The following is a 19,460-nucleotide window of genomic DNA, read 5'->3' as shown; positions in this document are numbered from 1 at the left end:
ACACGCTGCTTGGTATCGGTCGGAAGAGTTTGAACAAGGGCGCTGGCGTCGTATCCGCGAAGAAATCATGCGACGGGAACGGGCGCGGGGCGCTACGTTTCGGAGGCTTCGTTACCCTTCGGCGTAGCAGCTTCTTCCATCAAGGCGCGCTGCTGCCGTAGCAGCTTCGCTTCCCATTCTTCATCGGACCCATGGTCAACTACCACCATGACCTTGTTTTGGTGTACCTGTGTATTGTTCTGCACGTTGACTTCGGCCAACGGCACCTTGGCCGTCACGACCGCGATGATTTGCAGATACGCCTTGGGGTCGGTTAGACGCAGCGCTTCGATTGCGTCTGCGCCGTGTTCCTGAAAGTCGGTTGCGAGCGCGGACAGAAACACTTCAGACAGCTTATTCCGTGAGCCTTTGGGCCGCTTACCGCCGTTATTGCCCGTTAGAAAACGGCCATCCGGTCCGCGTTCGGGTTGGTCGGACAGGTCCGCTAATTCTGCTAATGGCGCTAATTCGTTAGCAGGTTTAGCACCTTTAGCGCCGGGGTCCGTGTCGTCGTTCACGGTATCAACCTCCAAGCTTCCTTACGGGGTTTGCCTTCCACTTCTATTCCGGGGGACAGGCGTTCAAGCCATCCATGATCTTCAAGTGTCTGTGCCGCTGCTCTTGCGGCCTTGGCATTTCGAAGGTCAGACGGGCCGCGCTGATAGATCGTCGCCAAATGAACGATTGGGCTTTCCCACGACTGCCACCATGAAAGCAGTTTTTGAGCGGATCGAAGGTCGCGGGGAACGGACGCGCCATCGGCCAAGCGAAGCATTTCGTTGGCATAGTGGTATGCTAACTGAATCCCGCATTGCATGGCAGGCAGCGAAACTTCCATCGTGTCGGGGTCGTGGTAGACGGACAGGACAGCCGCCAATCTTCCCGCATGTTCGGCAAGTTTCCCGGCGAATGCCCGGATGCGATTCAGCGCCCCGTCTGACCGCATGGCGCGTTCGCATTCGTCGTGGAAGGCAATCCAAGCCGTCGCTGAGTCATTGGATAAGGAAAGCGCCGGGGGATTGAGCGCGTCGGGCATGTCGTCCGCCATCACCGGCGGGCGTAGAAGTAGGTGGCGTAATCGGTCGCCATAGTTGGCCAAGGCGTTAGACGCTGACACAGGCGGCGCACGGAAAAGGCGCATTCCCGCCGTGCTTTCAGGCGCGACCAAGAGCATACGCGCGGTCAATCCGATACCGTCGAAGAGGCTCTTGCCGAATAGTTCATCGGCGACGACCGGCTGAAGCATGATGTGGGCGCTGCATCGCCGTCCGGGCAAGTAGGTCGAACCCGTGGTTATGCGCTTGCGGCGGATCGGTTCACCGTCCCACAAAATGTTCAACAGCGCCGCCGTACGCATCTTGCTTTCGTCGCTGAAAGCCGCGCCACCAATGAGCATTCCACCTTCGGCGGTGAAGACGCCTGCGAAGGGCCGACCTTCGGCAAGGTGCATAGTAAGGGCTTCGGGTGTCGGATCGGACACAAGAAGCATTGGGTGGGGCGGGGCTTTCGGTTCAGGGCCGATTGCGTCCAATGCGCTGCGAAGCCCCGCCGGGTTGTTCTTTGCGTTGCGTTTGGCCTGTTCGCGGGCAAAGTCCCACGCTTCCTTGGCATTGATATAGGCCAGCCGTTCACCGTCGGATTGCCGCCGCCATTCCTGTTCGACCGCGTGAATGGGATCAAGCGCGATACGGTCAATGCTAGACTTTCGTTCGCCACTTTCTGCTACGGATACGAACAGCCCTGTCAGCGGTTTGGAACCGCCCGCTGGTAGACGAACATTCCGCTGCGCCTGAATGGCCAACGTCGCCGCTGCCAGCACCGATTGAGCGGCAATCGCAATGGGTGCCTGCGTCATTTGGTGAGCCGCCAAGGCGGCGTCCTTCAGCGGCCCCAACGCTTCAATTGGAAAGACCGGAGCCGGGGGCAATTCCCGAAAAAGGGGGCGCTTTTCTGGTGTCTTGGCTTCGCCTATGGTGCGTTCCGCGAAGGAAGCCGCGTCGTGTGGTGTCCAGCGGGCGGGGTCAGAAGTCATCGACGCCACCCAAGGCCATGTCGCCAAGCCCGCTTAGCGCCGTCTTGGTGGCTTCGTTCTGCGAAAGACCGATTTGCCTTCCGCAAGCGACAATCAGGCCCAACGCAACGTCGCGGCATATGTGCCGATCAGCAACCATCTCGCCTAGGCGGCAAGCAGCCCAATGAAGTGTACTGTTGCGCTGACCAACCGGGGCCATCGCGACCTTTTGAGTGATGCCTTTCAACCGCGCCAAAGTCAGCACTTCCGCCGAAACAAGGCCGTACTCAGACTGCGTGCTTTTGGGCTTCGCGATGACTGAAGCTTTCTGCATCATGGCAAGTAGCCACGACGGCGGTTCGGCTAACGCTTGCATCTGAAGAGCTTGCGCCAAGAGCAAAGGAGTCGCGTTCCACAGTCGGTATTCGCGGCCATCGGCCAGACGCGATCCCGCCGCAATCACATAGGCGCGGTCGCGAATATCGACGGCGGGTGCAAGTTTTCCCTTCGTGTCAGTCAGGGACGCCGGGCGGCGAAAGATGAAGTGAAACCCTTCGTTCGGTGTTGCGACGCATGGCACAAGGGCCGGATTGAACCCGTTGTCGCGAAACCAACCGGACAGGATTTCAACGCCGTCTTCTTGCCCGTGGCGGTCGGCGTCTATGACGACAATTCCGTTCGCACGGCATGGCAGGCCGATAATTGCGCCCGGCGTGTTCTCCCACCACGCGTACACCTGTTGGATATGGCTACTAGCGCTGTTCATGCCGCCGGAAATGTAGGGCGACTTGCACTTGCCGAATTGGTCATCACGTTCGCGGCACGGAGATACAGCCACGCCGTTTTCGGCGTAGGTCAACGCTAACAAGAGGTTGGGCGGCAAAGGGTTCATTTGTTCGCCCCTTTGCTTCCCGCTCCAAGCTCCGAGGTGCTTGAAACCGTTCGCGACATGCGAGACTGTGCCCAGTCATCTAGATCGCGAGGCAGGTAGACCGGGAACGGCCCCAGCTTGCGAAACTTCGGCCCGCCGCCCACGCAGGCCAGTTTGGCAAGGGTGTCGATTGTATATGCGCCGTAGCGCTCTTGGAGATAAGCCGCTGCCTTGTCGCGGCGCAGATAGGTTTGCTCAGTCATGGGGTATCCTTTCAGATCACCCCAAGAGAAATAGAATCAGAGCCAAGCCATTGATAGGAAGATCAAAATACGGCTTATACTACGTCAGAAAAGTTTCATCCGGTCCGAAATTCGCCGATGATGGGATACGAAGTCTACGCGTTCATCTTCGTTCAGCGTTCGGTTCAAGACTTCTGTCAGGGCAGCATGACGGGACTGCGACGGATCATCTCGCAAAAGACGTTTCACGTCTTCGATAACTTGCGTGTCCCAATCATACTTCAAGCGTCGCTTCTTCTTCGTGACCGCAAGTCCGTCATCAATTTCGAAGCCGTGCTTTTCGCTAGTCATTGCCCTTCGCACCCTTTCGAAACGCCGCTACGTTCGTTTCCTTCGTGGCTGCCCCGTTCATCGCCGCCGCAATCGTACCGGAAATGCTTTCGGATGCGCGGCGCAACGGGTCGTCGGCCAAATGGGCATATCGTGCGGTCATCGCGGGGGATGCGTGGCCTAGCAACTTCCCGACGGTGGCAAGGCCCATGCCCGCACCGGCCCCGACAGACGCAAAAGAATGCCGAAGGTCATGCAAGCGCACGTCCTTAAGCCCTGCGTGGCGCGTGATCCGTTCCCACGGGCGCTTCAGGTCTGAACGCGGCTTGTTGGGCAGCGCACCGGCAATCACATAGTCGCCCATGCGTGGCAAGTCGGAAAGAACCTCAAGCGCCGGTGCGCCAAGCAGCACCTTCTTTGCACCGGTCTTGGAATCAGGCAGGTTGAGAACGCCACGTTCGAAATCGACTTCTGACCACCGAAGGGCAAGGATTTCTCCCGCGCGGCAACCTGTCAGCATCAATAGCCGAATAGCTGCGACGGCGAAGGGCGATATGACTTCGCGTCGGTTTTCGTCCTTCACGGGACGATGCTTCGCCTTTTTGCCCTCGTTGAAGTTCCAAGGCAGGCCGACCGTTTCCGCTTCACGCAGCGCGTCGCCCAATCGTTGCATTTCGTCCATGGTCAGAAATCGTTCGCCCTTGCCGTCGGCATAGACCTTCACGCCGAAGCGGGGATTGGTTTCTATGTAGCCCCGGCGCCACGACATAGCTGAAGATGCCGCCAAGCAAACGAACTGTTCGTGCGGCGGTCCCTTTGCCACCGGTCACAACGGCGCGTCCGCCTTCTTCGACAGCCGTCTTGCCGTTTGCTACGTCTCGCATGAAGCGCTCTACGTCGCCGCGTTTCACTTCGCCGATGCGCTTCTTCCCCAACAAGGGTTTGATATGACGCGCAATGCGCCCCCGGTCGGTTGCGATGGTCGATGCTTTCTTGCCGTCGCAGCCTTCTTCTAGGTATTCTTCGCAAAGTAGGGCTATGGTCAGTTCGGCCCGCTTCCGCGCCTTTTCAGCGGCTTCGTCTTCACCCAGCGCAGCCTTGGCCAGTGTTTCCTTCGCTTTGGCCCTCGCTTGATCAGGGGTCAGTTCCCCGACCTTGCAGATTGTCACCATGCGCGGCTTGCCGCTGCGCCCGGTTCCCTTGACCCGGTACATGACGATGAAGCTCTTCGCGCCCGAACTGCGAACGCGGCACCCGAAGCCGCGAAGTTCGCCGCACCAAGCAATGTAATCCTTGGCCGGGTCGGTTTGCAGTTCAAGCGCATCGACGACGGTCTTCGTAAGCTTGCGATTATCCATTCCTACCCTCTCAGGCTAACACCCGGCTAACACCGGGCTAACACCAAAGCGCCAATCCGGGGTAAGCCGAAGTAGAGCGTAGAAAGTTAGATAAGACAAAATCGCTTATTTTTCAATACCAAAGGCAAGACTGAGAAAAGCCGAGAAAGCTCAGAAAAGCCCATCCCCGCGCCCTCCGAAGGCGGAGGCCAGAGGTTCGAATCCTCTCGGGCGCGCCATTTTTCTTTATAAAATCAGCACCTTAGAAATTTCCACTCACTCGGAAATAGTGCTTACGCGGTGCTTACGTGGCCATTTTCCGGAAGCGAGCCGCTCATTCGGACGCACTTAAACGTACGTTGACCTGTTCACTGATACGGTGCTTGAGGGTTTGAATCTCAGGTGCTTCAGCGGCTCGGAATTGGTCATTGTCACATATGGCTCCGTACGGAGCATTCCGCCGCGCTGCAGGGTGTCAGTCAAGCGCTTGATCTATGCGCCTCCATATCAAATCAACATCGGCACAATAGTTCGCGGCGACCTGCCGTACCCACGGCAAGCCGTTGATGATTGTACGCGATGCGGTGTGACCCAGTTTCGCAATGATGGCTTCGGTTCGGGCAGCATCGCTTGGCTGCCAGTTGATCACGGCTGTTTCTGGACGATTCAGCAAATTCGTTCGAGTGTCATTCTCAAGTCGTTCAGCCAAAACGTCGACCGTAGCGATGCAGTGTTCAATTCGCTCTGCCAAACCTTCCCGTCCCCAGGCGAGGAGTGTCCCTAAGAGCGCCACGCCTGCCGCGCCGCGAGAACCTTGTACCCCGATGTCCGGGACGGCGAGATAAGCGCCCCCAAAGGAAACGGCGTCCTGCATGGCCGCGCGCCGAAAAAGGACGAGGGCGGAGTCCTTGGGTTGGAACAGCCACTTGTGAGCGGATACGGCGACGCTGTCGGCTTGCTCGACCCCGGCCAGTCGGTCGGCATACATGGTCAACCGGAGTGGTCCAGCCCAGGCGGCGTCCACATGAATCCAACGCGCACCGCCCTGTCTGGCGCTGGCTGCGGTCGACAACGGATCGATAGCACCGCGTCCGGTGGTGCCCACGGTTAGAACAAGCGCTGCATCGTTGGTATCTGGAAAGCACGCCTGATCCATTCGCCCGACCGCGTCGACCGGCACAGCTTCAAACGGCAAGCCTAGGATATGGGCCGCCTTTGGTACCGACAGATGTGCATCCGCCGAAGCGATGATTTTCCTCGCGCCGTGTTCGCGCGCCGCCCAGAGCGCTGTCAGATTGGCTACGGTTGATCCGGCGCAGATATGGCCTGTTGCCATCCCGAACGCCGGGGCAAGCCAGGCAATCACCCGAGCTTCGGCTTCGCTCGCAAAGGGCGACAGATCGGGGTGGAGCAAGTTCTGATTATATTTTGCGTTCAGGCCCACGAGCCGAGCTGCAACGTCGGGCGTAGGTGGATCCATGTGCGCCAAGGTATCAGGGGCGCCAAGGCGGGTTGACCGGGCCTCGATCACCTCTGCAACCTGTGAATAGGCACGCGTCTCTCCGAGCCCTATATCGGGCAGGTTGTCGGGAAGCCACCCAGCCGATGTGCCATCTCGGTTCATTCGAAGTCGCCCGCTCCTGCGCAGCCTTCGCGCAGCCACTGCTGCTGCTCTAAGGTTGCAATCTCCGCTTCTAGGGTTCGGATATGACTGTCTCGCGCCAACAGTGCGGCTTGAAGTTCTTCGATTTGTTGGCGGAGCATTTGCTCCGTGCTCGGGTCGTCTTCCTCGGCCATAAGGTTTGCTCGATCGATTTCATGTGGCACCGGAGCACACTTAGTCATAGTTTTCCGGTTGCTGGTCGCGTGTTGCGTCCGAATACACGCACCGCGCCCGAGGCCAAAAGAACACCTGCGGTAACCGCTAGTAGGGCTCCGATCTCAAATGCCGATGGCACTTCGCCGAGAACAGGGAGCGCCATGAGTGCCGTAAGAATTGGGACCAAAGAAGCAAAGCCAGCGGCGCGCGAGGCGCCGATAATTGTCACTGCTCTATTGAAGCATATCAGTGAAACGACACTGACAAGGATGCCCTGGAAAACGACCTGCTGCAGAATTGCGGACCACGGCACCTCTAATATCTGTTTGGGCAGTACAAAAAGATAAACCGGTAAGAAGACCATTGCGGACCACACTGCAACAAGTGCAGCAGCATGGAACGGACCAATCTGCGCGCGTCGTAGGGTCACAGTATAGCTGGCCCATAGGAAAGCTGCACAAAGAAACAGAAGGTCACCGCGCCATTCACCAGTCTCAAACGTCAAGAATGAGCCAACGAGTATCGTTGCCGCACCGAATGGGATCAGTGCCAAGCCCAGTTGTCGGGACCGATCGATTCGTTCCCCTAGTATCAATACGCTCAGAAGTGCTGCAAAGAGCGGCATAGTGCCGGGAATAAGTGGGCCGGCGTGATTGGCTGGCGCGAACAAAAGCCCGCCTGAGCCGATAAGGACGTAAATCAGGCCAGAGCCGCTGGCCATAATGAGTGTTCCAGATAGGCCAACTCTTTGGGCGATAAGGCCGGACGTAAGAAGGTCTAGTCGTGTAACAACCATCCAACTTGCCCAAATTGAGATCCCGGCGATGGCCCACGCCGCGCCAACAATGAAACGTCTGCTTTCGACGGTATCGGACGACGAGCTCATGCTTCGCGTTCCAGAAGAACGCGAGGAAGGTCTTCAATCACAGCGCCGAAGGGCGCGTTCGTCCTTAGGCCGCGCGATACAACAAGCCCACCTTGGATCATCGTTACAATACGTAAAGCGCGCTGTTTGGAAGCTGCCTCGCTTATTCCTGCGCTGCGAGCGCAGAATGCAAGCGCGCCAATCCACTCTTCTAACGTCTGTCGAATTGCATCAGCAAAAGGGCTTTTTGTTTCTGCATCTGTCGCAAGCATATTGAGTAAGCAAGCGCGTGCTCCATTCTCGTAAAAGTCTTCCAGTGCTCTCATCATCGTCGTGAGGCGTTCTTCTGGATCTCGGCTCGAGCGCAATGATGCGATCACGTTTTCGCTCATCCATTCATGCGCCCGCGAAAGTACTTTTTCAGCCATTTCCTGCTTACCGCCCGGAAAGCGATGATAGAGGCTTGCACGTTTCAGACCTGTTCGTTCCGAAAGAACCGACATGCTGGCTGCCTCAAACCCAACGTCACGAAACGTGAAGCTGAGTCGAGCGAGCAAATCATCAGAGTTCACCAGTGCGGGACGCGGCATCCAAGAGTCTCATATGTTACCGAATGTACGGTAAATAACAGTTGACAGCGCTGACGGGAAGGGCCTAGAGAAATTTATTACCGAACAATCGGTAAATAACTTGATGCGACAGAATCAAGGATGCTGTTCCATGACCAAGACCCCTATAGTCGTGTTTTCTGACCCTAAAGCTGCCTCCGAGGAAGCATTGGGGCGACTGTTCAACGCTCTCATCTTGACTCACGAGCTCAAAGAGAACGGAAAGGACGTCGATCTCATTTTTCAGGGTGCTGGTTCGCGATAGCCGTAGGTCGCGGGTGATGAAGGACACCCTGCTTATGCGCTGTATGAAGCTGTAAAAGACCGGGCTGTTATCTGTGGCGGGTGTGCTGACGTATTCGGAGCCACTGATGGAGCGTCAGCGTCCGGCCTCGCACTCGTTCGTGAGCGATGTTCCAGTTACTACAGGTGTCGTTGGTCTCAGTCGTTATCTGGCTGACGACGCCCGGATTGTTTCGTTTTGACGTCGATCCTCCAGTCGAGACTTCAAGACGCCGTCACCTAAGAGTTCGGAGGTTCTCATGCCTGACCCTTTCCACGAGGGCGAACGCGCCATTCAAGAGATAACCGGAGAACGGGAAGCAGCGTTGGCGAACGGCCGCATCATCGCTGATGCTGTTCCTGTACCTGCCGTGCCGTTTGTTGCCTCTCAGGAACTTGCCATATGTTCGCGCGAAGATGCTGAAGGTCGGCTGTGGCCTGGTATAGTTTTCGGCCAGAAAGGCTTTGCATCGGTTTCAGATGATCGTCGACGTTTGACGATAGCACCGACGGGAGGAGCTATCGCAAGAGGTGCTCCGCTCGACGGTCTCGAGGTTGGTGATCGTCTGGGTTCTCTTTTCATCGAGTTGACGACCCGGCGAAGGCTGCGTGTAAACGGAACTGTCGAAGACTTGAAAGAAGATCGGATTCAAATTCTGATTGAGGAGGCTTACCCTTCTTGCCCAAAGTACATCCAACGCCGGACAATGGAACCGATCTCGGACGAGAACGCCGCAGCGTGGCACGTCGAGTCTGGGACGAGCTTAACAGAGCCACTGAAGTCTTGGATTGGAAAAGCCGATACGATGTTCGTGGCGTCCGGTCCGCAAGGAGGGCGGCTAGACATTTCACATAGGGGTGGTGAGCCTGGCTCTATTCAGGTGGTGGACGGGCTGGTGCGGGTGCCGGACTATCCTGGAAACTCTATGTTCAACAACTTGGGCAACTTCCATCTCGACCCACGGGCTGGTTTGGTCTTCCTTGATTTCACTTCCGGTCGGCAGTTGAGTCTGACCGGTAGTGCGTCAGTCCACGTGGAGGGGCCTGCCGAAGGGAACGCGTCTGGTCCAACGGGCGGGACCGACCGGTGGTGGACCTTTACTCCAGAAGCTTGGACTATCACCAACCCGGAGAAAGCACGGAGGTGGAATGCGCCTGAGTTTTTCGCCGTTCAACCCATCCGTCGATGAGATCGTGTGATGGAGCTGATCGTCTTTGATAAAAAGCTCATCGCCAACAAGACAGTTCGTGTCCGGTTGAAAGAGCGTAATGAAGAACAGCTTCCACCTGCCGCTCCCGGAGGACTGAGGTGGCCCCAGTTTTCTAGACACCTGCCTCGTTCAGTTTCCGCTGTCTGATCTCGAAATCAACAGGCGATAGCATGCCGTTGTACGTGTGCTTGCGTTTCGGATTGTAGAACAGCTCGATGTATTCGAACACGTCCCCCCTTGCGTCGTCGCGGGTCGGGTAGGTTCGACGCCTGATCCGCTCGCGCTTCAGCAATTGGAAGAAGCTCTCCGCGACAGCGTTGTCGTGACAATTGCGTCGTCTGCTCATGCTGGGTTCCAGATTATGCTGGCGCAGGAATGTCTGCCACTCCCAGCTGGTGAATTGGGAGCCCTGGTCTGAGTGAACCATGACCTTACCTGCAGGTTTGCGCCGCCACACGGCCATCAGCAGGGCCTGCAAGGCCAGGTCCGTTGTCATGCGGGACTGGGTAGACCAACCGACAACCCGGCGCGAGAACAGATCGATGACGACGCACAGGGACAGCCAGCCTTCATGGGTCTTGATGTAGGTGATGTCGGTCACCCAGACCCGATCGGGTTGAGACGCATCGAAGCGCTGCTCGAGCCTGTTCTCGGCGACTATCGCAGGCTTGCCACCATATCGGCCGGGACGGCGCCTGTAGCCGATCTGCGCAGCGATCCCGGCCAGCGACGCCAGTCGGGCAACACGGATCTCGGAAATCTGTTCGCCCTGATCGCGCAGATCGTCGGTCAGCTTGCGATAGCCGTAGACCTTGCCGCTGTCGGTCCAGGCCTGCCGGATCAGCTCGGTCTGGCGCACGTCCTCCTGCGCACGGTGGCTTAACGGTTCTTTAAGCCATGCATAGAAGCCACTGAAATGAACCCGTAGCACCCGACACATGGCCCGGATGCCGAACTCCTCGCGATGTGCCCGGATGAAGGCGTACTTCATTGGGACTCTCGCGCGAAGTACGCCGTTGCCTTTTTTAAGATGTCGCGCTCTTCGGTCACCCTGGCCAACTCGCGCTTCAGCCGCCGGTTCTCGGCTGCATGGTCCAAGCCCGGCTCCTTTGCCTTGGGATCACCGAACAGCTTCATCCACTTGTACAAAGAATGCGTGCTGACGCCCAACCGCCGGGACACCTCCCGCACCGGATACCCACGCACCATGATCTGATGCACCGCATCGCGCTTGAACTCGTCGCTGTAGTTGCTTGTCCCCATGGTCGCCTCCTCGGCTCAAAGTAAGGGAGCAAAGCGTCTACAAATCTAGGGGAACCTCACAGAGCCTCCGTTACGATACAGCTTCTGCTCTCCGAAATACTCTGAAGACGGACACTTCTACGACACGGCGCACCCGCATTCCGCGCTTGATCGACGCACGCCCGACGACGCATATTGGGAAAGCACCGAACAGCAACAAGCAGCATGACCATCAAACCCGATACACCTCGGCGAAGCTGCAAAACTGTCCGGAAAGGCGGGACCACTTCACGAACTTGGGATGCTATGAACTTGCCACGTAGAGGTCTGGATTGAAGGCACGAAAATGAACGTTTGCTTGCGTTGCTTATTGATCGTGTACGTTCTGGCTATCGGCCTGTTTGCCGACCCGGCGCGCGCCGACATAAGCAATCCCGAGCTTGAAAGGATCGCGACGGAAGCGGCGAAACTGGACAGTAGCTTCAGGCCGGTCGTTCAGTACTTCGATGGAGACCGAACGGTCGATGGGTATTATTTCGTCGATCTCTATCGCGTGAATGCGCCCAATAGGATCGAGTTCGGCGGCCGCGTTCTGATCGAGGAAAAAACCGGCAAGCCTGTCACCGACGAGGCAACGTTGCGCTTTTATTCCGCAACATCCGACCAACTGCCCGATGGTATCGACCCCTCGTCCCGCCTCAACCTCAATGACATGGATACGTTAGGGCGATGGTATTTTACGCTGCAAGCGTACTGGAAAAGCATTGCGGCGGTATCGTTGTTCTTCATTGGCCTGTTCGTGTTCAGGAAGTGGGTCGCGGGGCTTTTCGATCGGCTCTTCAGGAAGAAAGGGTTTCGGATCGAGAAGATATCGTCCGAAGCGGTGTTCGTCTGGGCGTTCGGCATTCAGATTGCTGGAATGGTCCTGTGCTTCATCATCTATCCCGACAAGTTCCTTGCGGTGATACTCCTGACCTCGTCCCTGGGAACGTTAACGTTCTGGGCCGCGAACCGGGGGAACATGAACTCTGAGAAGGAGAGCGATACGATCTGGTTCGACACTGTTTCGGAGAACGGCGCTGTCGAGTGGGATAAGATTGCCATCGACGACAATTTGAGGCTCAGGCTTGAGAAGATCGTGAAGATCATGCGAGATCCGCAGAAGGCAATTGCCGCGGGTGTCACGTTGCCGAGAGGTATGCTGCTTTATGGACCTCCCGGGACCGGGAAAACGGTACTTGCACGCGTTCTGGCAACCGAAAGCAAATGCGCCTTCGCCTACATCTCGGCCTCGGACATATTGTCGAAATGGATCGGCAATTCGGAGAAGAACGTGCGAGAGCTCTTCTCGCAGGCGCGCTCGCAGATACCGTGTATCATCTTCATCGACGAGATCGACTCCCTCGCCCGTGAACGTGGAAGCCAGGATGTGTTCGGCGATAAGGTTCTCAATCAAATTCTGCAGGAGATTGATGGCGTATTGGGTGTTGACGGCGTTTTCGTCATCGGCGCGACGAACAGGCCGGATCAAGTCGACAAGGCATTCGTGCGCGCCGGGCGTCTGTCAATCCATGTGGAGGTTCCCCTGCCAAACCTCCGGCAGAGGGAAAAGCTGTTCGCATTGTATTCGGCCAAGTTCGTCGATGCCGCACTACTGGATACGGAACAGCTTGCGCTCAAGAGTGAAGGGTTCAGTCCTGCCGATATCAAGGAGATATGCAGCAATATCATGCTCGAACGGTTTGCCGTCGATCGACACGAAGATCCGATCTCCACAAACGAATTTTTCGAAGAGATAGTGCGCTTCCGCGGCGGGCGTTTAGGTTCGGAATGCACATCTCCATAAAGTTACGGTCGCTTTGACTTCGATAGCCAAGGCTACGACGCCGACATGCTAGTCGTATCTAATTGCGGTACGCTACCCGCTCAAGACCGTTTGCGAACCGCTCCCAACCGTATTTATGGGCTAGGCTATGCCGTTGCCGATCCGACTACGCTTCGGCCAATGGCGGATCGGCGCGTAGCATTTGATCGCCAGAGCAATAGCCCTCTGGAACAGGCGCTCGGCAATCTGATCAATGATGGCGAAGTGCACCGCCACGCCGGCAAGTCGCGGTGCATTCATGAATCGCGCCGCGTAGTCCTTGCCGATGAACCCCGACGCCGATTGAATAGCGCTGTATCTTTCGACACGCCCGCTGGCGATATGGCTGCGCCGTGCTGGTGGGCTCAGTGTTGAAACGTGGGCGAACAAGGCCACCCAGGCCGGTCTGGCCATTGCGCGGGGGCTCCTTTCGTTCTGGAAACGGAAAACGCTCCTGAGGCCTTTCGGATCGGCTATGCGAGCCTGGATGGAGGCGATCTATGCCGCGCCGTCAATATTCTCGCTTGGACGAGGCCCTGAAAGGTGGCATCAGACATGCCCTTCGCACTCAATTACCGCGATATTCACCGGGCTTGCGGCCTAGAAGCCCCCTTGGTCCAATAGTACCGGCGGGACAGGTCGGCGGCAGCGCTGTTGGGAGCAATATCTTGATCTGAGCTGGCCCGCGACCTGACGCGGTCCATTTACTGAAGATAATTGCCGAAATATCTCTCGGTCTGTCTGCTGTAGTAATCGAAGGTCGCATTCACGATCGAGGTCTTTCTGAGATAGGCGCCGGCTTCCTGCGCTAACGCGTCAGGCACGGGACGAATTTTCCCGGTAGCCGAAGCGCGCAACTGCATACGGGCGGCGCGCTCAAGATAGACTGCCAGATAACAGGATTCCTGCACCGACTTGCCAGCAACCAGATAGCCATGATGCGCAAGGATAATCGCGTGTTTGTCCTGCAGCGCCTCGGTTATGATCCGGCCCTCCTCGTCTGCGATGGGCAAGCCTGGCCATTCCTTCAAGAACGCACAGTCGTTGTAAAATGGCGTTTGATCCATATGCGCAATGACGAGGGGTTCTTCGAGCATGGTCAGGGCGGATGTGAAGGGCGGATGGGTATGGACGATGGAATTCACATCAGGACGGCCATCATAAACCCAAAGATGAAACCGCGTCGCGGGATTGGCCATCCCACTCCCTTCCACCGTGTGTAAATCGTCGTCCACCCTGATAAAATCTTCGGGCGTTGCTTCGTCGAATCCCAGGCCAAATCGCAATGTCCAGTAGGAGCCGGGTTGTTCCGCCCGCGCAGTAATCTGACCGGCCAGACCTGCCTCATGGCCGTCCATGGCCAGCATTCGCGCCGTCACGGCCAGTTGCTGCTGCACTGTCAGATCGCGACCCTTGAGAAACTGCTTCATTTCCTGTGCGCTGCGATCTGAAAAATATGTCTTGTCTCTGTGAGTTGCACGTGTCGACACTTTGGACCTCCATCGAATGTGCAAGCAACCTGCCTGCGTGACGATAGTCCTGCTAGTCCCATTGCCCACTATCAGATATAACTATTCTTTATCTCCGATCTGCTTTGCAGCCTGTACGAACCTGTCGATGATATGGGCGACGACGGGCACGGACTTCATATGGCGATGTGTGATCAAAACGACTGACCGCGACATTTGCGGATAGACGATATCTCTCCGCATCAGCCCGCGATCCTCGATAAGATATCTCGGCATATTGGCGGGCAGGATACAAACGCCTAGCCCGATATGCACCGCGTCCAACATCAGGGTGATCGTCTCGACCTCGATCGAATGCCGCAATTTTTGGCCCAGATGCTGATCCATCAGCTGCCGTAGTGCGTAACCGACTGGGGGCGCGACGAACTTCAGATTTTCAGTTAGTTCCACCTTGCCTGCGCGGTCAGTCGCACCGTCGATCTGCACTTGGCTAGCTTTGCCGTAAAAGACCTGCATGGTCTCTTCTTGCAGCCGGACAGCCTGCAACTTTTCCGAAGAGATCATTGTATCGTAGGCCAGCCCGACATCGGCCAAACCTCGTTCCACCAGTTCACCCACATCCAGCGAACTTCGCTCGAACATCTGCAGGGACAGATTAGGGAATGCTGTCATAATTTCCTGCAGCAGCGGAACGACAAAATATGTATTCAGCGTATGAACGCTGGCGATCCGCAGATGCCCCGCCACCGCCTCCGCCGACAGTTGCAACTGCCCGACGACAGCATCGATACGGTTGAAAGCAGGATTGACGACCTCGAACAATTGCTGCCCGCTATCGGTCAATTCAATCCCGCGACCATTCCGGCGAAACAGCGCGCAACCCACATCCTCTTCCAGAAGTTTTATGTGTCGGCTAACGGCTGGCTGGCTGATTTCAAGCTTCTCAGCGGCCCGCGTGATGGACCGTGCAATGGCCGCGGCAACGAAAACCTTCAGTCTTGGTTCACGGTTCACTGGCGCCACTCATATAACTAGTCGTTATTTCCGCTATATCGTAGACGCTATGGTTTCAAGCCGTCCGTACCCTTTTTATGGAACTGCAATGGGAGGACGAGATGAAGAATATTGGACGACGCAGCTTCATGGCTGCCTCGGCTTCGGCCGCAGGCTTGGCTCTGGCGAAACCTGCCCTGTCGCAGGGTTTGCGCGAATGGCGAATGGTGACGGCATGGCCGAAGGGGCTGCCAGGGGTGGGGACTGGCGCCGAGCGGCTGGCAGAGCGCATTTCTGCGATGAGCAATGGAAAACTGACGGTAAAAGTGCATGCCGCCGGTGAAATCGTCCCAGCACTGCAGGTGTTCGACGCCGTATCGCAGGGCTCCGTGGAAATGGGTCATGACGCATCCTTTTATCATCTCGGTAAATCCAAGGCGACGGCCTTTTTTTCCGCAGTTCCTTTCGGGATGAGCGCCAATGAAACGTCAGCCTGGATCGACCATGGCGGTGGACAGGCCCTTTGGGAGGAACTCTATGAGCCCTTCGATCTACAACCGTTCGCGGCCGGCACCACCGGCACCCAAATGCTGGGGTGGTTCCGTCACGAACTGTCGTCAATCGACGATCTGCAGGGACTGAAGATGCGCATGCCAGGGCTGGGCGGTGCGGTTCTGGAAAAAGTGGGCGCGACCGTTGTCCTTCTGCCCGCAGGCGAGATTTTTCCTGCGCTCCAGTCCGGTGCCATCGATGCGGCGGAATTTATCGGCCCATACAATGATATAGCCCTCGGACTACATCAGGTCGCCAAGAATTATTATTCCCCCGGCTTCCAGGATTCTGGCACCGCGCTGGAGTGTGTCGTCAACAAAACTCAGTACAATCAGCTTCCGAAAGATCTGCAGCACATTGTCCGGGTCGCTTGTCAGGCTGGTTATGTCGATATGTGGGGCGAATATCAGAACGGTAGCGCTGCGGCCCTGCAGGTGATGAAGAATGAGCACGGCGTCCGCCTGAGGCGGGCTCCACGCGAGGTGATCGAAGCCCTGGGTCGTGCCACACGCGACGTGTTGGAAGAGGAGCGTGCGAACGCCGATCCCATCACGGTGAAGATCTTCGATTCCTGGGATGCATCCCTGACCAAGCAAAGCGAATATACCTCGTTTGCCGAACAGGCCTATTTGAACGCCCGCAAGCTGGTTCAAGGTTAGCATGACCAGGGTGCAGTCCAAGGCCCGTATCGAGCATTACTACTGGATCATATCCGATTGGGCTTATTTGGGGTCAAAGCGACTGAACGCTCTGGCCGCCAAATACCGCCTTGAGGTCGATCATTATCCGGTTCGACTGCTCGACGTATATGCAAAAACCGGCGGTATCCCGCTGCCCGATCGTTCGATCGAACGCCAGACGTATCGTTTCGAGGAAATGAGACGGTGGCGGGATAGGCTGAATATGCCGCTGGTGCTGGAACCCACTGGCTTTCCGCCCAACGATGAACTGGCATCCTGCCTGGTCTATGCGCACAAATCGCGCGGTGGCGATGTGGGCGAGCTGAGCGCTGGCATCATGGCAGCGCTGTGGGCGGAGAGCCGAGACATATCGGACCCCGCTGTGCTGTCCGATATCTGTCGCGAGCACGAGCTTGATGGCGATGCGCTACTCGATCTGGCGCGCGACCGGTCGATAATCGCCGAACTCGACCAGAAAACTGCCGATGCGATCGGCAAGGGGGTCTTCGGATCGCCGTTCTATATCTATCGCGGCCACCGTTTCTGGGGGCAGGACAGACTGGATTTTCTTGAAGAACTGGCCGCGAAGGATGGGTAGACAGACATCCGACCGCCACGCCGGGGTCTGCATTGCGGTGGCTGTCCTGAGATGGCTCGAAGGCTTCAATATCAAAATAGGCAATGTGGTTTGCTGGCTCGCATTGGGCTGTGCGTTGTTCTGCTTTCTGGTGGTGATCCTGCGTTACGCCTTCGGTATCGGCGTCATATGGATGCAGGAGCTTTACGTCTGGCAGCATGCGCTACTCTTCATTCTCGGTTCAGGGCCTGCCTTGACCCATGACAAGCATATCCGGGTCGATCTGATAACGGAGAGCCGAAGCGACAAAACCAGGGCCGCTCTGGAACTATTGGGCATCTGTTTTCTGCTGTTCCCGTTTATCGCATTCATAGCGCTTACCGCCTGGCCTTTCGTTCTAACATCCTGGGCAACTGGAGAGACGACCGGACAGTCGGGCGGGTTATCGGGGGTTTATCTGCTCAAGGGCTCGCTTCTGATCTTCGTCCTGCTTCTTGGCCTCCAGGGCATCGTTGGCTTGATACGCAATACGCTCGTGCTGTCCGGGCACTCCAACTCCACCGCCCGGCCCACATAACGATCACGAGGACCTTCGTATGGCGCACTATCTCAGCATCTTTCTGCTTCTTGCGGCAGTGCTTGTGCTCATGGGTGGCTTTCCAGTCGCCTTTACATTGGGTGGTGTTGGCATTTTGTTCGCCTTATTCGGCGCACAGCTCGGCCAATTCGATCTGGCCCTGCTGTCTGGCACGCCCTCCAGAATCTACGGGATCATGATCAACGAAACCTTGGTGGCAGTGCCGTTATTCGTGCTTATGGGAGTTATCCTACAACGCTCCAGGATCGCTGAGGATCTGCTTGTGACTCTCGGGCAGATGCTTCAAAGGTTTCCCGGCGGGCTGGGCGTCTCTGTCATCTTCGTTGGTGCACTTTTGGCCGCTTCGACCGGGATCGTCGGTGCCACTGTTGTTACCATGGGTCTGCTCAGTGTGCCGGCCATGCTGCGTGCCGGGTACGATCCCCGGCTTGTCAGCGGTATCGTCTGTTCATCCGGGACCCTTGGGCAAATCATACCGCCATCGATCGTGCTCATTTTCATCGCGGATATATTGCAAAGCGCAAATTCCACGGCGCAGCTGTCATTGGGCAATTATTCGGCCACTCCGGTCTCGGTCGGCGCGCTGTTCATGGGAGCGCTTCTCCCAGGCCTGCTTCTTGTGGCGTTTTATATGATCACAGTCATCGGGATTGCGCTTTTCAGGCCATCGGCCTGCCCGGCCGTTCCACAAAACAAGAAAATCGAAAGCTCGATGCTGCTCAGGGCGGGCTATTACCTGTTGCCGCCGATCCTGCTGATCATTGCAGTGCTCGGCTCGATTCTGTTGGGTTTCGCCACCCCAACCGAGGCCGCATCGGTCGGAGCCATCGGGGCATTCGTTCTTGCCTTCAGCAAGCAGCGTCTGTCAGTTTCGGACATTTTCGAGGCTGTTAAGAACACCATGTTCGTTTCCGCGATGGTGTTTACCATCCTGATTGGCGCAACGGTCTTCTCACTGGTTTTTCGGGGTCTTGGCGGTGAAGAACTGTTGGAGACATTGCTGTTGTCTCTTCCCGGAGGTCTGGTCGGCGCAGTCGTCTTCATCATGGCGCTTATGTTCATTATGGGCTTTTTTCTTGATACGTTCGAGGTGGTCTTTTTGGTTATTCCGATCGCAGGCCCTACCCTCCTAAAGCTTGGGCTCGATCCAATCTGGTTCGGCGTTGCCATCGGTATCAATCTCCAAACCAGTTTCCTGACCCCGCCATTCGGTTTCGCGCTCTTCTATCTGCGCGGCGCGGCGGGAACATTGCTGACAATCCGAAACATTTATGCCGGGGTTGTGCCTTTTGTGGCGATTCAATTGCTGGTGCTGCTGCTGGTCAGCGTCGCTCCCGGCATCGCCACATGGCTCCCTGAGCGCGTCTTCAACACGGCGCCACTAATCGCTAACCCGGCGGAGGAGAAGTACGGACCGAGCGATGATGGCGACACTTATTCAACATATTGAGGGACCGTGCCAGCTTCGCCTTCCTGCTGAGCGACGACCCGCTTTGGCGCGGCGGCTCGATGATCTTCGCGATCTCCATTCTCGCATGGTTTGTGGTCTCGGCTGCCCGGCGCCGCTTGTCTGCCTTTCCCGATATCCATCAGGAAATCCGGTAAAGTTGTCTCAGACTGTGACCGACTGATATTTCCGCCCTTCATCCGACTGGCCGTTTCTCCGTCATTGCCGCCGACCGGCGCTTGCGACACGGGCAAATGCTGCCGTGAGTTACAGATTTGTGTGCGCAGCGGGACCCTCCTCCTGGTCACAGGTGGGCTGCCGCTCATGCAGCGATTGCCGCAACGACAGGCCTACCGGATGGTCGAACTAAAAAGGTGGAAACGGTCAGTACCGGCGAGATCTTAGAGTTGTCGGAGCAGCAGA

The 19,460-nt window shown here is 56.9% G+C and carries 21 protein-coding genes; 6 read left to right on the top strand and 15 right to left on the bottom strand.

All coding sequences use genetic code 11. From position 1 onward, the window contains the following. Positions 1-92 precede the first annotated feature (92 nt). The 11 genes from B7H23_RS15855 to B7H23_RS04660 form a co-directional block, all read right to left on the bottom strand. On the bottom strand, positions 93-557 hold the full coding sequence (locus B7H23_RS15855; RefSeq protein ID WP_143534725.1) for a hypothetical protein: 465 nt from the start codon (positions 555-557) through the stop codon (positions 93-95). After that, entirely contained in the window at positions 554-2,071 is a 1,518-nt protein-coding gene (locus B7H23_RS04705; protein ID WP_094076179.1) for a YfjI family protein, read from the bottom strand. Before B7H23_RS04705 ends, B7H23_RS15855 begins: the two co-directional genes overlap by 4 nt. After that, the gene (locus B7H23_RS04700; RefSeq protein WP_094076178.1) at positions 2,061-2,942 is read right to left on the bottom strand and encodes a bifunctional DNA primase/polymerase; all 882 of its coding nucleotides are present in this window, start codon (positions 2,940-2,942) and stop codon (positions 2,061-2,063) included. The genes B7H23_RS04705 and B7H23_RS04700 overlap by 11 nt, the downstream gene beginning before the upstream one ends. After that, on the bottom strand, positions 2,939-3,184 hold the full coding sequence (locus B7H23_RS04695) for a hypothetical protein (protein WP_094076177.1): 246 nt from the start codon (positions 3,182-3,184) through the stop codon (positions 2,939-2,941). Before B7H23_RS04695 ends, B7H23_RS04700 begins: the two co-directional genes overlap by 4 nt. An 84-nt stretch (positions 3,185-3,268) precedes the next feature. Next, on the bottom strand, positions 3,269-3,514 hold the full coding sequence (locus tag B7H23_RS04690; protein WP_094076176.1) for a hypothetical protein: 246 nt from the start codon (positions 3,512-3,514) through the stop codon (positions 3,269-3,271). Next, positions 3,507-4,175, bottom strand: coding sequence for a site-specific integrase (locus tag B7H23_RS04685; protein WP_173861862.1), 669 nt, complete (start codon positions 4,173-4,175; stop codon positions 3,507-3,509). Before B7H23_RS04685 ends, B7H23_RS04690 begins: the two co-directional genes overlap by 8 nt. Next, a complete protein-coding gene (locus tag B7H23_RS15850) occupies positions 4,138-4,851 on the bottom strand; it encodes an integrase arm-type DNA-binding domain-containing protein (RefSeq protein WP_143534724.1) in 714 nt (237 codons plus the stop codon). The genes B7H23_RS04685 and B7H23_RS15850 overlap by 38 nt, the downstream gene beginning before the upstream one ends. Before the next feature lie 454 nt (positions 4,852-5,305). Then, positions 5,306-6,454, bottom strand: a complete 1,149-nt coding sequence (locus B7H23_RS04675) for a pyridoxal phosphate-dependent decarboxylase family protein (RefSeq protein ID WP_094076174.1) — start codon at positions 6,452-6,454, stop codon at positions 5,306-5,308. Next, positions 6,451-6,627 (bottom strand): hypothetical protein, encoded by a 177-nt coding sequence (locus B7H23_RS16000; protein WP_158215769.1) that lies wholly within the window; start codon positions 6,625-6,627, stop codon positions 6,451-6,453. Before B7H23_RS16000 ends, B7H23_RS04675 begins: the two co-directional genes overlap by 4 nt. Before the next feature lie 44 nt (positions 6,628-6,671). Beyond that, complete coding sequence (locus B7H23_RS04665; RefSeq protein WP_094076172.1) at positions 6,672-7,535, bottom strand: DMT family transporter; 864 nt, start codon at positions 7,533-7,535, stop codon at positions 6,672-6,674. Next, positions 7,532-8,104, bottom strand: coding sequence for a TetR/AcrR family transcriptional regulator (locus tag B7H23_RS04660; protein ID WP_094076171.1), 573 nt, complete (start codon positions 8,102-8,104; stop codon positions 7,532-7,534). Before B7H23_RS04660 ends, B7H23_RS04665 begins: the two co-directional genes overlap by 4 nt. 560 nt (positions 8,105-8,664) lie before the next feature. On the opposite strand from B7H23_RS04660, the gene B7H23_RS04655 reads away from it, so the two are divergent. Beyond that, positions 8,665-9,594: a pyridoxamine 5'-phosphate oxidase family protein gene (locus tag B7H23_RS04655; RefSeq protein WP_094076170.1), complete on the top strand. Its 930-nt coding sequence runs from the start codon at positions 8,665-8,667 to the stop codon at positions 9,592-9,594. 133 nt (positions 9,595-9,727) lie between these two features. On the opposite strand, the gene B7H23_RS04650 is transcribed toward B7H23_RS04655, so the two are convergent. Then, positions 9,728-10,878, bottom strand: a protein-coding gene (locus tag B7H23_RS04650) for an IS3 family transposase (protein WP_094076169.1) whose coding sequence is annotated in 2 segments (ribosomal slippage) — positions 9,728-10,632 and positions 10,632-10,878 — 1,152 coding nt in all. Because the reading frame shifts where the segments join, the coding sequence is not laid out codon by codon here. 325 nt (positions 10,879-11,203) lie between these two features. On the opposite strand from B7H23_RS04650, the gene B7H23_RS04645 reads away from it, so the two are divergent. Then, entirely contained in the window at positions 11,204-12,703 is a 1,500-nt protein-coding gene (locus tag B7H23_RS04645) for an ATP-binding protein (RefSeq protein WP_094076168.1), read from the top strand. A gap of 120 nt (positions 12,704-12,823) precedes the next feature. Here the strand turns inward: B7H23_RS04645 and B7H23_RS04640 are convergent, their stop codons facing one another. From B7H23_RS04640 to B7H23_RS04630, 3 genes are all read right to left on the bottom strand, one after another. Next, entirely contained in the window at positions 12,824-13,135 is a 312-nt protein-coding gene (locus B7H23_RS04640; RefSeq protein ID WP_094076167.1) for a hypothetical protein, read from the bottom strand. 290 nt (positions 13,136-13,425) lie between these two features. Further along, complete coding sequence (locus tag B7H23_RS04635) at positions 13,426-14,211, bottom strand: aldolase (protein ID WP_094076166.1); 786 nt, start codon at positions 14,209-14,211, stop codon at positions 13,426-13,428. 81 nt (positions 14,212-14,292) lie between these two features. Further along, on the bottom strand, positions 14,293-15,204 hold the full coding sequence (locus B7H23_RS04630) for a LysR family transcriptional regulator (RefSeq protein WP_158215768.1): 912 nt from the start codon (positions 15,202-15,204) through the stop codon (positions 14,293-14,295). Positions 15,205-15,305: 101 nt separating this feature from the next. Here B7H23_RS04630 and B7H23_RS04625 point away from each other — a divergent pair, with 101 nt between their 5' ends. The 4 genes from B7H23_RS04625 to B7H23_RS04610 are packed head-to-tail and all read left to right on the top strand — an operon-like array spanning position 15,306 to position 19,040. Beyond that, positions 15,306-16,394 (top strand): TRAP transporter substrate-binding protein, encoded by a 1,089-nt coding sequence (locus tag B7H23_RS04625; RefSeq protein ID WP_094076884.1) that lies wholly within the window; start codon positions 15,306-15,308, stop codon positions 16,392-16,394. Position 16,395: 1 nt separating this feature from the next. Next, entirely contained in the window at positions 16,396-17,013 is a 618-nt protein-coding gene (locus B7H23_RS04620; protein WP_094076164.1) for a 2-hydroxychromene-2-carboxylate isomerase, read from the top strand. Continuing rightward, positions 17,006-17,569: a TRAP transporter small permease subunit gene (locus B7H23_RS04615; protein WP_158215767.1), complete on the top strand. Its 564-nt coding sequence runs from the start codon at positions 17,006-17,008 to the stop codon at positions 17,567-17,569. Before B7H23_RS04620 ends, B7H23_RS04615 begins: the two co-directional genes overlap by 8 nt. 19 nt (positions 17,570-17,588) lie before the next feature. Continuing rightward, positions 17,589-19,040, top strand: coding sequence for a TRAP transporter large permease (locus tag B7H23_RS04610; RefSeq protein ID WP_094076162.1), 1,452 nt, complete (start codon positions 17,589-17,591; stop codon positions 19,038-19,040). The last annotated feature ends 420 nt before the right edge of the window (positions 19,041-19,460 follow it).

It is taken from the genome of Notoacmeibacter marinus (genome assembly GCF_002238045.1).
GTDB lineage: Bacteria > Pseudomonadota > Alphaproteobacteria > Rhizobiales > Rhizobiaceae > Notoacmeibacter > Notoacmeibacter marinus.
Note: the sequence above shows the minus strand (reverse complement) of the source record. Positions and strands in the feature narration are given on the sequence as shown.